11 protein-coding genes are annotated in these 13,897 nt (G+C 67.6%); 8 read left to right on the top strand and 3 right to left on the bottom strand.

Annotated elements, in window-relative coordinates; translation table 11 throughout:
• Positions 1–2 precede the first annotated feature (2 nt).
• Genes GFY24_RS00545 through GFY24_RS00515 form a run of 7 tightly spaced genes read left to right on the top strand, consistent with a single transcriptional unit; the run spans position 3 to position 7,840 of the window.
• Positions 3–962, top strand: a complete 960-nt coding sequence (locus tag GFY24_RS00545) for an ABC transporter permease (protein WP_153802964.1) — start codon at positions 3–5, stop codon at positions 960–962.
• Entirely contained in the window at positions 955–1,824 is an 870-nt protein-coding gene (locus GFY24_RS00540; RefSeq protein WP_153802963.1) for an ABC transporter permease, read from the top strand. The genes GFY24_RS00545 and GFY24_RS00540 overlap by 8 nt, the downstream gene beginning before the upstream one ends.
• Positions 1,821–3,443 carry an ABC transporter ATP-binding protein gene (locus GFY24_RS00535; protein ID WP_153802962.1) on the top strand — a complete coding sequence of 541 codons (1,623 nt, stop codon included), beginning with the start codon at positions 1,821–1,823 and terminating at the stop codon, positions 3,441–3,443. Before GFY24_RS00540 ends, GFY24_RS00535 begins: the two co-directional genes overlap by 4 nt.
• Positions 3,443–4,537: an LLM class flavin-dependent oxidoreductase gene (locus tag GFY24_RS00530; RefSeq protein WP_153802961.1), complete on the top strand. Its 1,095-nt coding sequence runs from the start codon at positions 3,443–3,445 to the stop codon at positions 4,535–4,537. The genes GFY24_RS00535 and GFY24_RS00530 overlap by 1 nt, the downstream gene beginning before the upstream one ends.
• An 8-nt stretch (positions 4,538–4,545) precedes the next feature.
• A complete protein-coding gene (locus tag GFY24_RS00525; protein ID WP_153802960.1) occupies positions 4,546–5,910 on the top strand; it encodes an NtaA/DmoA family FMN-dependent monooxygenase in 1,365 nt (454 codons plus the stop codon).
• The gene (locus GFY24_RS00520) at positions 5,907–6,710 is read left to right on the top strand and encodes a DUF1684 domain-containing protein (protein WP_153802959.1); all 804 of its coding nucleotides are present in this window, start codon (positions 5,907–5,909) and stop codon (positions 6,708–6,710) included. Before GFY24_RS00525 ends, GFY24_RS00520 begins: the two co-directional genes overlap by 4 nt.
• A complete protein-coding gene (locus GFY24_RS00515) occupies positions 6,707–7,840 on the top strand; it encodes an LLM class flavin-dependent oxidoreductase (RefSeq protein ID WP_153802958.1) in 1,134 nt (377 codons plus the stop codon). The genes GFY24_RS00520 and GFY24_RS00515 overlap by 4 nt, the downstream gene beginning before the upstream one ends.
• Positions 7,841–7,983: 143 nt before the next feature.
• Here GFY24_RS00515 and GFY24_RS00510 read toward each other — a convergent pair whose 3' ends face one another.
• Entirely contained in the window at positions 7,984–9,258 is a 1,275-nt protein-coding gene (locus tag GFY24_RS00510; RefSeq protein ID WP_153802957.1) for an ROK family protein, read from the bottom strand.
• 347 nt (positions 9,259–9,605) lie between these two features.
• A complete protein-coding gene (locus GFY24_RS00505; RefSeq protein ID WP_153802956.1) occupies positions 9,606–11,198 on the bottom strand; it encodes a DUF2207 family protein in 1,593 nt (530 codons plus the stop codon).
• A 77-nt stretch (positions 11,199–11,275) separates the two neighbouring features.
• On the opposite strand from GFY24_RS00505, the gene GFY24_RS00500 reads away from it, so the two are divergent.
• Positions 11,276–12,583, top strand: a complete 1,308-nt coding sequence (locus tag GFY24_RS00500; RefSeq protein ID WP_228565885.1) for a neutral zinc metallopeptidase — start codon at positions 11,276–11,278, stop codon at positions 12,581–12,583.
• A 4-nt stretch (positions 12,584–12,587) separates the two neighbouring features.
• Here GFY24_RS00500 and GFY24_RS00495 read toward each other — a convergent pair whose 3' ends face one another.
• Entirely contained in the window at positions 12,588–13,877 is a 1,290-nt protein-coding gene (locus GFY24_RS00495) for an ammonium transporter (RefSeq protein ID WP_153802955.1), read from the bottom strand.
• Positions 13,878–13,897 lie beyond the last annotated feature (20 nt).

Raw genomic sequence — 13,897 nt, 5'->3', positions numbered from 1 at the left:
CCATGCGCCGGTACGTGATCGGACGAATAGCGCAGGCCGCACTGGTGCTGTGGGCGGCCTTCACACTGTCCTTCGTAGTGCTGTTCCTGCTGCCGTCCGATCCGGTGGCAATGGCTGCGAACGCCGCCGAGGGCCTGCCCGTCGACGCCGCCGCCATTGCCGAGATGCGCGCCAGATACGGCCTGGATCAACCGATTCGGGTGCAGTATTGGCAGGCGCTCTCGCATGCGGTGCGCGGGGATCTGGGGCACTCCATCGGTACCGGCCAGACGGTCACCGGCGCACTCGCCGACGCCCTGCCCTACACCTTGGCGCTGGCCGCCGTGGCTCTCACCTTCGCGGTGCTGGGCGGTACCGCGCTGGCCGTGGCGGCGGCGTATACCGAGCGGCCGTGGCTGCGCAATCTCCTCACCGCGCTGCCGCCGATCGGTGCGTCCATGCCGCAGTTTTGGGTGGGACTACTGCTACTGCAACTGTTTTCATTCCGGCTGAAGCTGGTGCCCGCGTTCGGCGGCACCGGATTCGGCGCGACCATCCTGCCCTCGATCACCCTGGCCCTCCCGGTCGGCGCGGTCATCGCCCAGGTGCTGTACTCCAGCTTGATCGCCACCTGGCGGCAGCCCTTCGTAGAGGTTGCCTTCGCCAAGGGCGCATCGCGCTGGTGGGTGCAGCTACGGCATGTCCTGCGCCCCGCGACCGCGCCCGCACTGACCGTGGCCGGACTGTGGGTCGGCACGGTGCTGGCGGGCTCGGTGATCACCGAAACCGTCTTCTCCCGCCCCGGTATCGGCCGCCTGACCCAGGAATCGGTTATGCACCAGGACATTCCGGTGGTGCAAGGGATTGTCGTCTTCGCCTCCCTGGTCTTCGTGACGGTCAACCTGCTCATCGATCTCGCCTACCCGCTACTCGATCCCCGAGTGGCGCAGCGCGGTTCGCGGAAGGAGGCCACCCATGTCTGATGCCCTCGTGCTGCCCGAAACCCGCACGCTGCCAAGTCTTCCCGTGCGGAAGGTGTGGACCTGGGCGCGTGGCAATACCGGTCTGCTGCTCGCCGGAGCGGTACTGCTGCTGGTGTTCGGCTGGGCCGTATTCCCCGCGCTCTTCGCGAGCGGGGATCCACTGCGCGGCATACCCGCGCAGAAGCTGCGCGCACCCGGCGCACAACACTGGTTCGGCACCGATAATCTCGGCCGCGACCTGTACACCCGCATGGTGCACGGCGCGGCCCTCTCGATCAGCGCCACCGTCTTCGCCGTCCTGCTCGGATTGCTGATCGGGTCACTGATCGGCCTGGTCGCGGGTGCGGCGGGCGGTTGGATCGACGGCGCGATCATGCGAGTCGCCGACATCCTGCTCTCGATTCCGGATCTGCTGCTCTCGCTGACCCTGATCACGGTGCTGGGCATGGGCACCCGCAATGTCGCCATCGCCGTGGGTGTTTCGCTCATCGCCCGCTTCGCCCGCGTCATGCGCGGTGAGGTGCTGCGAGTACGCCGCGCCCCCTATGTCGAGGCCGCCTTCGCCTCCGGGGTGCGGCGGCACACCGTCCTGTTCCGGCACGTCCTGCGCAATGCGTACGGACCGGTCGCCGCGCTCGCGGTCATCGACTTCGGTATGGCCGTGCTGTTCGTGGCCTCGCTCAGCTTCCTCGGTTACGGCGCCGTGCCACCCACCCCGGAGTGGGGCTCGCTGATCTCCGAGGGCCGGAACTTCCTGGCCACCGCCTGGTGGCTGACCACCCTGCCCGGCCTGGTGATCATCGCCCTGGTGCTCGCCACCCAGCGCCTGGCCCGCGCCCTGCACAAGGACAGTGCCCGATGAGCGAACCACTATTGAGCATCGACGACCTCCGGGTGGAGTACCGGGGGAGTACCGGCACGACCACGGCGGTCGACGGGGTGTCGCTGGAGGTCGCGCGCGGCGAGACGGTGGCGCTGGTCGGTGAATCCGGTTCGGGGAAGTCCACTCTCGCGCACGCGGTGATCGGACTGCTGAACGGCGGTGTACGCACCGGGGGTGCGATCACCTTCGCTGGACAGCGCCTCGATCAGGCGAATGAGCTTGCCCTGCAAGCGATTCGCGGGGCGCGCATCGGACTGGTACCGCAGGATCCCGGCACCGCGCTGAATCCGGTGCTGCGCATCGGTGATCAGGTGGCGGAAGTGCTGCGCATTCACGGCCGCGCCGATCGCCGGACCGCGCGACTGGAGGCGCTCCGGATCCTCACGGAGGCCGGACTGGACCGGCCCGAGGTACGGGCAGGACAGTATCCACAGGACCTCTCCGGTGGACAGCGTCAGCGCGTGCTCATCGGGATCGCCCTGGCCTGCGGACCGGAGCTGATCATCGCCGATGAACCGACCAGCGCCCTCGATGTCACCGTGCAACGCCGGATTCTCGACCATCTCGCCGGTCGCACCAACGATTCGGGCACCGCCGTCCTGCTCATCACCCATGATCTGGCCGTCGCCGCCGAACGCGCCGACCGGCTGGTGGTGATGCGGCAGGGCGTGGTGGTCGAAACAGGTTCGGCCACACAGGTTCTCCGTGACCCACAGCATGAATACACGCGACGGCTCATCGCCGCCGCCCCGAGCCTGCACACCGAACTGCCACCGCGCCGCGAACTCGGCGACCGCGCACCGCTGCTCGTCGCCACCGGGCTGCGCAAGGTTTTCCACATCGCACACGGCACCGAACTCAAGGCTGTGGATGATGTCTCGCTCGCGGTCGGGCGCGGCGAAACCCTCGCGGTGGTAGGCGAATCCGGCTCCGGGAAGTCCACCACCGCGCGCATCATCGCCCGACTGGAACAGCCCGACACGGGTTCGGTCACCTTCGACGGCCAGGACATCGGCGGGCTGCGCGGTGCGAAACTGCGGGCATTCCGCCGCCGGATCCAGGTGGTGTATCAGAACCCGTACATCTCCCTGAACCCGAAGCTCACCATTGCCAGGATCGTCTCGGAACCGTTGCAGGCGTTCGGAATCGGTGATCGCAAGGCGCGTCGTGACGCGGTTGCCGAACTCCTCGATCAGGTCGCGCTGCCCGCGTCCTACCTCGATCGCCGCCCCGCCGAACTCTCCGGCGGTCAGCGTCAACGGGTGGCCATTGCCCGTGCCTTGGCCCTGCGCCCGGAGCTGCTGGTGCTGGACGAACCGGTCTCGGCCCTGGATGTCTCGGTGCAGGCGCAGATCCTCGACCTGCTCGAACAGTTGCAGACCGAACTCGGCCTCGCCTACCTGTTCATCTCCCACGACCTGGCCGTAGTTCGCCGCCTCGCCGACCGGGTCGCCGTCATGCGGTACGGGCGGATTGTCGAAACCGCCGATACCGCAGATCTTTTCGCCTCACCGGCACACGAGTACACCCGCGAATTGCTCGCGGCCGTACCCGGTGGTTCGGCCGAAACCCTCCTCCCTCTCGAAAGGACCGCGTGATGCCGCACCCCGCACCACTGCTGCTGGGCCTGGAACTCTCCGGCACCGGCACGCACCCCGCCTCCTGGCGTCGCCCGGACTCGCGCGCCGAGGAATTGTTCACCGGCGCGTACTGGGCCGACGCGCTGCGCGCTGCCGAGGACGCGGGGATCGATCTCGCCTTCCTGCCGGATTCGTTCGCGTTGCAATCCGCCGGTGCGGTGGGCCGCCTCGACGCGATCGCCATTGCCGCCCGCGCCGCCGCCGTCACCCACCGAATCGGCTTGATCCCGCAGGCCCCCGTCACCCACACCGAGCCCTTCCACCTCTCCAAAGCCATTGCGAGCCTGGACTTCGCCAGCCATGGCCGCGCGGGCTGGGAGACCACCGTCTCCGCCGACGGCGCGGCGAAACTCTTCGGCCGCAAGCCCGAACAGGACGCCCATTCCCGCTGGTTCGAAGCCGACGAGGCCGTGGAAGTCATTGCCCGCCTGTGGGATTCGTGGGAGGACGACGCCGAGGTCCGGGACACCGCCACCGGCCGCTTCATCGACCGCGATCGCCTGCACTACATCGACTTCGTGGGCGACAACTTCTCGGTGAAGGGCCCCTCCATCACCCCGCGCCCACCGCAGGGACAACCCTTGGTCGCCGTGCGCGCCGCCGATACGCACAGCACCCGGGTAGCGGTGCACCGCGCCGACCTCATTCGCATCACCGCCCCCGATCTGGACGCGGCCGCCGCCTTGCGCACCGAACTCCGCGCGGCCGTCGCCGCCGCCGGACGCGATCCGAATCAAGTTCGGGTACTGCTGGATATCGATATCCACCTCGCTGCCACCGCCGACGAGGCCGCGCATGAGGTCTCCCGGTTGGAGGATTGGGCCCCAACCGCCGCACCCGGCACGGTCTTCCACATCGGTACGGCCGCCGAGCTGAAAGAACTGCTGGCCCGGATCGAAACCGACTGCCACGCAGACGGAGTGGTGCTCCGGCCACTGGCACTCGCCGCCGCTCTCACATATCTGGGCGCAGCGGTGGACATCTCCACCGCGCGCACCCTGCGTGAGCGCCTCGGCCTCCCGCGCCCCGTCAACCGCTACGCCCACGCCTGAGGAGAGCCATGCCGGAACATCGCCTACGCAAGCAGATTCACCTCGCCGCCCACTTCCCGGGCGTCAATCACCACACGGTGTGGAACGACCCGGGCTCGGGCAGTCAGATCGACTTCGACTCCTTCGTACACCTGGCCCGCACCGCCGAACGCGGACTCTTCGACTTCTTCTTCCTCGCCGAGGGCCTGCGACTGCGCGAACATCGCGGACGCATCCACGATCTGGATGTGGTGGGGCGCCCGGACACCTTCACGGTGCTGAACGCTCTCGCCGCCGTCACCACGCGGCTCGGGCTCGCGGGCACCATCAACACCACTTATAACGAACCCTTCGACCTGGCACGGCAATTCGCGTCCCTGGATCATCTGTCCGGTGGGCGCGCGGCCTGGAACGCGGTCACCTCCTCCGATGCCTTCACCGGCGAGAACTTCCGGCGCGGCGGCTATCTGGAGCACGCCAAGCGGTACACCCGCGCCAATGAGGTGGTCGAGGCCACCCGCGCGCTGTGGGACAGCTGGTCCGCCGATGCCCTCGTGGTGGATCGTGAGCGCGGCATCTTCGCCGCGCCCGCACCCAGGGTGCGTTTCAGCAGTGAGCAATTCGAGATCGACGGCGAATATGTCCTGCCGCGCAGTCCGCAGGGCTATCCCGTGCAAATCCAGGCCGGTGACTCCGATGACGGCCGCGAATTCGCCGCCGCCAAAGCCGATGTCATCTTCAGCGCGCACGGTGAACTCGAGGACGGGCAGCGCTTCTACACCGATGTGAAGGATCGCCTGGCCAAGTACGGCCGCGCCCGCGACGATCTGAAGATCCTGCCCGCCGCCGGCTTCGTACTCGGCGACACCCCGGCGGAGGCCGCCGAGAACGCCCGCCGCATCCGCCTGCAGCAGGTGAGCGGAGCGACCGCCATCGCATTCCTGGAACAGGTGTGGGGCAGCGACCTCTCCGCCTACGACCCCGACGGTCCACTGCCGGATATCGATCCGGTCGACAATGCCGACATCACCCGCGGACGGGTCCGGCATGCCAAGGATCCACTGGCGGTGGCGAACGCGTGGCGCGCCAAGGCCGAAGCCGAGCACCTCAGCATTCGTGAACTGATTATCGAGACCACCGCGCGCCAGCAGTTCGTCGGCACGCCCCGCGAAGTGGCGGTCGCCATCGACCACTACGTACAGAGCGATGCCGCCGACGGCTTCGTCCTGGTCCCGCACCTCACCCCCACCGGCCTCGACGAATTCGTCGACAAGGTGATCCCGGAACTCCAGGAGCTCGGCAGTTTCCGCACCGAGTACACCGGCCCCACCCTGCGCGACCACCTCGGTCTGCGCCATCCACAGCACCACACCGAAGGAGTACGCGCGTCATGACCGCCACCGTCACCGAATTCGAACAGCAGTGGGCCACTTGGCGTTCCGAGCGCGATGCCTGGGCGCGGCAGCCCCTGGGCTGGCTCAGCCTGACCGGACTGCACTGGCTCGGCAAGACCGATGAGACCGTCGAGGGGCTGCCCGGCCACTGGCATGCGGACACCGAAAACGTCTACGTGACAGTCGAATCCGGCGCGCTGACCTTTGACGGGAAGGCGCTCTCCGGTACCACCGCCCTGACGCCCGCCGAGGGCGCGCCCGGTCTCGAGGTGCGCACCGGCGACCGCCTCATCGAAGTCATCCGCCGCAGTGGGCAATTCGCGCTGCGGGTGCACGATCCGGCCGCACCGGGCCTGGCCGCCTTCACCGCGATACCCGCCTTCGCACCGGACCCGCGCTGGACGGTCACCGGCCGATTCACCCCCTTCGAGGTGGCGCGCGTGGTCACCACGGGGGCCGTCGTGCCGGGCCTGGAGCATCACCATGTCGCCACCGGCACAGTGGCTTTCGAGCTCGACGGTCTCGAACGCCGCCTGGTGGTGTTCGGCAATCAGACCTCCGGCCCGCACCTGCTCTTCACCGACGGCACCAGCGGGGTAACCACCTACGGTGGCGCGCGCCGCCTGGACCTGCCCGAGCCGGCGGCCGACGGCACGGTGCTCATAGATTTCAATCGCACGGCCAATCTGCCCTGTGCCTTCACCGATTACGCCACCTGCCCGGTCGCCCCGGCGGAGAACCGGCTCACCGTGGAAATCACGGCGGGTGAGCAGGATCCGCGAAGGGGGCAGCGGGCATGACCATCCCACTCTCGGTACTGGACCTGTCCCCGATCAGCGCGGGCTCCGACGCCCGGCAGGCGCTGCGCAATACCGTTGACCTGGCACGGCAGGTCGAACGCTGGGGCTACCGGCGCTTCTGGATCGCCGAACACCATTTCGTCAACGTCGCCAGCGCCGCACCGACCACGCTGATCGGCCTGCTCGCCGCTGCCACGGAATCGATTCGGATCGGCACGGCGGCAGTGCAATTGGGGCATCACACCTCGGCCTCGGTGGTGGAGGCATTCGGCACGGTGGATGCCCTGCACCCGGGCCGCCTCGACTTGGGCCTGGGCCGTTCCGGTCATCGTGGCGCACAGCTGCGTTCCGCCGGGGTGCCGCCGGTGCCCAGCCAGGATCGTCCGGTCCAAGTCCGGGACGGCGTGGTGCTGCCGCCACCGTTCAATCCGGGGCAACTGCTCGATACCTCCCGTCTCGCAGCGAGTTTGGAGGCGCTGTACCTGCCGGGCGCGCAACCGCTGCCCTATGCCGAACAGGTCCGGCAGATTCGCGATCTACTGGAGGGCACCTACACCGGCAGTGACGGCGTACACCTGCGTGCCCTGCCCGGCGAAGGCGCCGACGTGCAACTGTGGTTGTTCGGCAGCAGCGGCGGCGAAAGCGCCCAGCTGGCAGGCGAATCGGGACTCCCGTTCGCCGCGAACTATCACGTCTCCCCGGGCACCATTGTGGAGACGGTGCAGGCGTACCGCGACGCCTTCCGCCCCTCCGAGCGGTTCCCGCGCCCCTACCTGGTGGTATCGGCGGATGTGGTTGTGGCAGAAGATGATGCGACCGCCCGCCACCTGGCCTCCAGCTACGGGCACTGGGTCTACAGCATTCGCAGCGGTGCGGGCGCGGCCGAATACCTCGACCCGGATACCGCGCCGCCGCTCTCGGATCAGCAGCGCCGCCTGGTCGAGGATCGGGTCAGTACACAGTTCGTGGGCTCGCCGGGCGCGGTGGCCCAGCGGCTGCGTTCGCTCCAACAGCTCACCGGGGCAGACGAACTCGTCATCACCAGCGTCACCCACGATCACGCCGACCGGTTGAACTCGCACCGTCTGCTCGCTCGCGAATGGGGCCTGAGCCACATTCGCGCGGCCTGAAAGCTCCGCCGCTCGTGAGGGGAAGGGGACTCCGCGAGCGAGCGGCGGGATACCGCATCCGCGCGGATGGGCCAATTCGCGGATGCGGCAATAGAACCGGGCCCGGACCGTGGACCGTCCGGGCCCGGTTCGCCGCTGCAAACCTAGCGCGCGGTGCGGGTGGCGCGCCGCATGGCCGAGACCGGATCGGCGTAGAACACACTGAGCGAGGTCACCGCCGCGGCGAACTCTTGCACCCGGCCGCCGAACCGGCTGATCCGCAGATCCGCGGCGGGGAGCGTGCTGGCCTCCGCGAAAGCCTTTGCCACCCGCTCCATTCCGGGCCGATACCCGGTGAAAGCCTGACCGCCCAGTACCACCCGATCCGGATTGAACATATCCCGCACCAGAGCCGCTGTGTGCCCGAGGATCTCGGCCCGCTCCAACAGGGCCTCGCGCGCCGCCTCCGAGCCCGCGTCGGCGGCCCGGTACAGATCGGTGATCACCGGACGACGCTGCGCCTCCGGCTTGGGCAGCACACCGCGGCGCACCGCGCGCTCCAGAAAGAAACGCTCACCGATGGTGGCCTCCAAGCAACCCCGCCGACCGCAGGTGCAATCGGCATCCGAGCCGGTCGGCAGGTGCGCGATGGAACCCGGACCATTGGTCGGCGTATGCACCCGATCGTGCAAAGTCACTGCGATACCGGCGGTTTCACGCGCGTAGATGTACAGACTCGAACCCGGTCGCGGACCCTCACCCGGCTCCCGGCCCGCCAACAGCAGCTCCGAGGCCGCCATCGCCTCCACATGCGCGGAGACCGAAACCGGCAGATCCAGCACACTGCTGAACACCGCCGCCACCGGCGCGGCCTGCCAGCCCAGTCGCGGATGATCCACCACACCGGCCGCCGGATCGACCCGGCCCGCCAGCGCCACACCCGTCCACAGTGGGCGCCGCCGCGGCAGCCGATCCAGGAAAGCCTTCGCGCTGCGCGCCACTATGGTCAGCGCCGCGTCCTGACCCGTTTGGGGAGTGGCGATTTCGAGCCCGCCCAGAATCTTGCCGGACAGATCCGCGGCCACGATCCGGGTCAGCGTGGAACCGATATGCACACCGAGGGTCACGAACGAATCGGTATCCACCTCGAACGGCACCCGCGGCCGGCCGACCGCACCGGAGGCGGTCAAATCGGCACGCTCACGCAGCAGGCCCACCGAAAGTAGAGCCGACACTTGGCGATTCACGGTGGCAATGCTCAAACCCGTACTCTGCGCTGCGATATCGCGAAAGATCGGGCCGCGGGTGGCGGCCCGCAGCACGGCCGCGGCGGGATTATCGGTAATGCGCAGCTCCGGCGGCACCGCGGGCCGGGCCGGGGCCAGTCGAGCGGTGGCAATCGCGCCACGGGTGCGTTTTTCAAGGGTGGGACTGGTCATTGTGAAGTCCTTGCTGCGGTCCCGACCCGGTGACAGGGGGACGAATGCCTACACGAAGAGATTTCAGCGGTGCAGCGAGGAGGCCCGGACCGGGCGACGAATCGTGCTGGATTCGAGGCGAATCGGGGGTGTCAGAACTCGGCTGCGGGACGGCAGGGACAACACAGTTCCCGCTGGCGAGGCAGCCGCACACCCAGCGCCACGGTCACATAAGTGACCCGTGCGACATGAGTGTGATCGGCAGACATGTATACAAAGCTAACATCCCGCCCGAACCGAACGGAATCCGTTCTCCCATATCTCGAGAAATGAGTGCCACCTCACCCTGCCGATCTCGACCCGCGCGGTCAGTGATCGGTGAACAACTTCTCCAGTTCGGTGATGAAGTACGGGAAGTGGGCGGCGAAGCGGTAGAGGTCCTGGTCGCCTTCGAAGCCGCCGAACCAGTACAGGCCGGGCTCGCCGTCATCGGTCGGATCCAGGTTGCGGAAGGTACGGACCCATTGATCGGTGCGGCGACCGGCCACCATGAACGGGAGGGCGCGGGAGAACACCATCTCCTGGTCCGGAGCGGGAAGCTGCTGTGGGACAACGGTATCCAGGCTGCGGAGCATGGCCTGCACCCGGGCGGCCAGCTCGCGGCCCAGGGCCGTGCGGGAGGGCAGATAGCGGGGGAGCAGTAGCGCCGCCACCCCGCCGAGGATCAGCGCCACGCCGATCAGCGCGTGTCCGGGACCCAATGCGAGCGCGAGTGTGGTGATCGCACCGGCCACGACAAGCGTTGCGCCGAGCCAGAATTCGAAGCCCTTACGAGTCCGGTCGATGAAACTGCCCTGCGCGGTCGCCTCGTCGATGAGGGTGCGGCGCACCGCCCGCACATTCACCTTGTCGCGCAGGTCCGACAGCAGTACCGCATCGGTGCCCGCCGGCAGGAATGCCTCGTAGACCGCGCGCTCGGACGCGGTGAGCCGATCGTCGATCGGATTCATTCGGCTTATCCGCCAATCGGATTCGCCGACCACCGCGACCCAGAGATAGCTGCGCACCGCCAGATCCACCACCGTGGCCGCCAGATCGGGCGCATCCACATAACCGTCGACCAGCAATCCGGCCGTACCGGGCAGGATGCCGTCAGGGGAGGTGAACTGCACGCGATTGCCATGGCGCACCAGCGGATCCAGCACAGCCGTACCGGTCGGCTGCCGCCGGCGCGCCCAGATCACGTACCCGGCCGCCGCGGCGAGCGCGGCCAGCAGCACCCCGAACGCCGCCAGCACCGGACCGGTCAGCGAGAACGGGCCGGGCGCATCGTCATCCTGGATATCGGCATTCGCCTTCACAGTGCCCGGCGGCACCTGCAGGGTCACATCGATGAGGTCGCCCTTGCGCAGATCGGTCTTCTCCAAATGCGCCACGCCATCGGGCTCGACGCGAATATCCGCACAGTCCTCCGCCTTTCCGGGCGGGCCGATCGTGCACTTGGTGACACCCATCCGGAAGTCCGGGCTGGTCATGGTCACACTGATGGACGCCACATCGGTATTGAGCACCCCGCTCCACCGGAACGTCTGCGCGCCACCGGAATCGGCGACCGTATTGTGCACCGTGTACTTGAACGTCACCTGCCCGGACCGGGCATCGATGGTGAACCGGTCATCCGCGACGGTCGCCTCACCATCACCGGTGGCCTGGATATCGCTGACCTGGAAGGTCCGCTGGATGCTCTCGCTGACCTGCACCCGCAGCGGTAGCACCTGCCGGAACTCGCTACCCTCCGGCACTTCCACGGTTTCGACCACCCGCAGCAGACCATCGTCGCCGAGATCCACATCAGCGGTGATCCTCACCCCATCGGGCTGCTGCGCCTGAGCGGCCGGGGCGACTACTCCCGCCAGCGCGAGCAGCAGCGCCACGAGGACGCCCCCCCGAAAAATCTGCATGGTTGGTCACTCTAGCCAGCTTGCTATTCTTCCTCAGCGGCTGTCGGATATCGGTGAGAACGAGGGGGTGCGGGGGTATGACTCGCCCACCGTCCGGCTACGGACCGAATGCCCCGGGTGCCTGGCCCCCGGAACCGGACCCTCGTCGTCGGCAACAACCGGCGGGGCAACCGCCGCAAGGCAATCCGCCTCAGCCCGGCGGTCATCCGGGCCGTCCACAGCAGCCCGGCGGTTATCCGCCCCCGCCGCCCGGTGGGTATCCCTCCCGGCCCGGCGGCTATCCCGTACAACCGTCCGGCCCGGCGGCCCCGCCCGGCGGATTCCCACTGCAACCACGCACCGGTTATCCACAGCGCTCGGGTTATCCACAGCAGCAAGGGTTTCCACCGCCCCCGGGATATGGCGCGGCACCCACCTTCGCTCAGCCGCGGCAGCCGGCGTACCGCCCGCCCATGCCGCCGCCCGCCGCGTACACCCAGCCTGGCATGCCCGCACAGCAGCGCCCCGCCCCGCCGCGCCGTCGCCGCTGGGGCACCCTGGTGGTCATTCTCATCCTGCTGGTCTCCACCGTCGTCCTGCGCACCGCCATCCGAACCGGCTTGAGCGCCTTGGGATCCGGCGACAAGGTACAGACCACCTACAGCAACGATCCAGGCAGCGAGAACGCCGGTGTCGCCAAGACCTCGGACAATCCGCTGGTCACCGACGACAGCCTCACCCTCATCCCGGAACGCTGCAATTACTCGCCGTGGGGCACCGACGTCGAGGTGGCGCGCAAGTTCTTCGAAACGGCCGCAAGCTGTCTCGCCGATGCCTGGAAACCGCTCTTCGACGACATCAAACTGCCGTTCGAACCGCCGAAACTGAATGTCTCGGCCACCACCAGCGGTATCACCACCCTGTGCACCGGCAACAGCAGCAATTTCGCCGCCTTCTACTGCTCGGCCGACAAGACCATCTATATGCCGGTCAGCCAGCTGCAAACCGATATCTACAAGAACAACTGGGTGGTCTACCTGTCGGTGTTCGCCCACGAATACGGGCATCACGTACAAGCCGAATCAGGCATCCTCGGCAAGGTGCATCAGCAGCGCCGCGATGCCGGCGCCCGCAGCGATACCGGCCTGGAACTGTCCCGCCGCACCGAACTTCAGGCCAACTGCTTCGACGGCATGTTCCTGTCGTCCTCGAACAACGGCGGTTCACTGTCCAACGCCCAGATCGGCGTCGCCCGCAACGACATGTACCACCGCGGCGACGCCCCCGGCGATATGCGCGACCACGGCACCTCGCAGAACGGCGGCGGCTGGTTCGAACTGGGTTACGACAGAAACCGTACGGCCCAGTGCAATACCTTCGCCGCCGCCGTCAGCAAGGTGAACTGAGAGCTCAGTGCCCGAAGGGCCCTTCGCCGGTCCGCTTGATCTGATGCCCGTGCCCGTGCACGCCCTCGGCATACGCGGTCTCGGCATGCAGCGCGAAGTCGATACCGGAGACCTCTTCCTCGCGGCTCACCCGGAATCCGATGGTCTTGTCGATCACCTTGCCCAGCGCGAACGACACACCGAAAGCGAACGCCGCCACCGCGATAACGCCCACCAGCTGCTTACCCAGCTGCCCGAGCCCACCGCCGTACAGCAGCCCCTCGGGACCGTTCGCACCCGTCATGGCCCGATTCGCCAGGAAACCGATGAGCAGCGTGCCCACAATGCCACCGACGAAGTGCACGCCCACCACATCGAGCGAATCGTCGTAGCCGCCCTTGAACTTCCAGCCCACCGCGAACGAACACACCGTGCCCGCAACGAGTCCCACGATGAGCGCGCCCATGGTGTTCACCGAACCGCAGGACGGGGTGATGGCGACCAGACCGGCCACCGCACCCGACGCCGCACCGAACGTGGTCGGGCGTCCATCGCGCACCTGCTCCACGATCAGCCAGCCCAGCATGCCCAGACAGCCTGCCACCAGCGTATTGAGGAAGACCGCCGCGGCGGTTCCATTGGCCGCCAAGGCCGAACCGGCATTGAACCCGAACCAGCCGAACCACAGCAGACCCGCGCCCAGCAGGACGAACGGCAGATTATGCGGGCGCATGGCATCGAGCTTGAAGCCGACGCGCGGTCCCAGCACGATCGCCATGGCCAGAGCCGAAGCGCCCGAGGCGATCTCGACAACCAGACCACCCGCGTAATCGAGGGTGCCGAAGGAGGCCAGCCAGCCATTCGGCGTCCACACCCAGTGCGCGATGGGCGCGTACACAATGAGCGCCCACACCGGTACGAAGATCATCCACGCGGAGAATTTCGCGCGGTCCGCGATCGCGCCGCTGACCAGTGCCACGGTCAGAATCGCGAAAGTCAGTTGGAAGGTGACGAAGAGCAGTTCCGGAATTCCGCTGCCCGCGTGCACAGTCGTGGGATCAATTCCGGAAAGTCCGAAATGTCCGAGATTTCCGATGAGTCCGCCACCCGAGTCATCACCGAACGCGAGACTGTATCCCAGCACCAACCACGCCACCGTGACCAGCGGAATCGAGATGAAACTCATCATGAGCATGTTCAGCACACCGCTGGAGCGCACCATGCCGCCGTAGAAAATCGCCAGGCCAGGCGTCATGAGCAGCACCATGGCCGTGGCCGCGAGCAGCCAGGCCGTAGCGGCCGGATCGATGTTCATGGGGGTAACTCCTTCCGCGC

Source organism: Nocardia sp. SYP-A9097 (genome assembly GCF_009649815.1).
Lineage (GTDB): Bacteria > Actinomycetota > Actinomycetes > Mycobacteriales > Mycobacteriaceae > Nocardia.
This window is presented reverse-complemented; position numbering and strand designations above follow the sequence as displayed.

Coding starts and splice junctions, on each gene's coding strand:
- GFY24_RS00520 (WP_153802959.1), top strand. CDS start 5,907: ATGACCGCCACCGTCACCGAATTCGAACAGCAGTGGGCCACTTGGCGT.
- GFY24_RS00500 (WP_228565885.1), top strand. CDS start 11,276: ATGACTCGCCCACCGTCCGGCTACGGACCGAATGCCCCGGGTGCCTGG.
- GFY24_RS00545 (WP_153802964.1), top strand. CDS start 3: ATGCGCCGGTACGTGATCGGACGAATAGCGCAGGCCGCACTGGTGCTG.
- GFY24_RS00535 (WP_153802962.1), top strand. CDS start 1,821: ATGAGCGAACCACTATTGAGCATCGACGACCTCCGGGTGGAGTACCGG.
- GFY24_RS00530 (WP_153802961.1), top strand. CDS start 3,443: ATGCCGCACCCCGCACCACTGCTGCTGGGCCTGGAACTCTCCGGCACC.
- GFY24_RS00515 (WP_153802958.1), top strand. CDS start 6,707: ATGACCATCCCACTCTCGGTACTGGACCTGTCCCCGATCAGCGCGGGC.
- GFY24_RS00540 (WP_153802963.1), top strand. CDS start 955: ATGTCTGATGCCCTCGTGCTGCCCGAAACCCGCACGCTGCCAAGTCTT.
- GFY24_RS00495 (WP_153802955.1), bottom strand. CDS start 13,877: ATGAACATCGATCCGGCCGCTACGGCCTGGCTGCTCGCGGCCACGGCC.
- GFY24_RS00510 (WP_153802957.1), bottom strand. CDS start 9,258: ATGACCAGTCCCACCCTTGAAAAACGCACCCGTGGCGCGATTGCCACC.
- GFY24_RS00525 (WP_153802960.1), top strand. CDS start 4,546: ATGCCGGAACATCGCCTACGCAAGCAGATTCACCTCGCCGCCCACTTC.
- GFY24_RS00505 (WP_153802956.1), bottom strand. CDS start 11,198: ATGCAGATTTTTCGGGGGGGCGTCCTCGTGGCGCTGCTGCTCGCGCTG.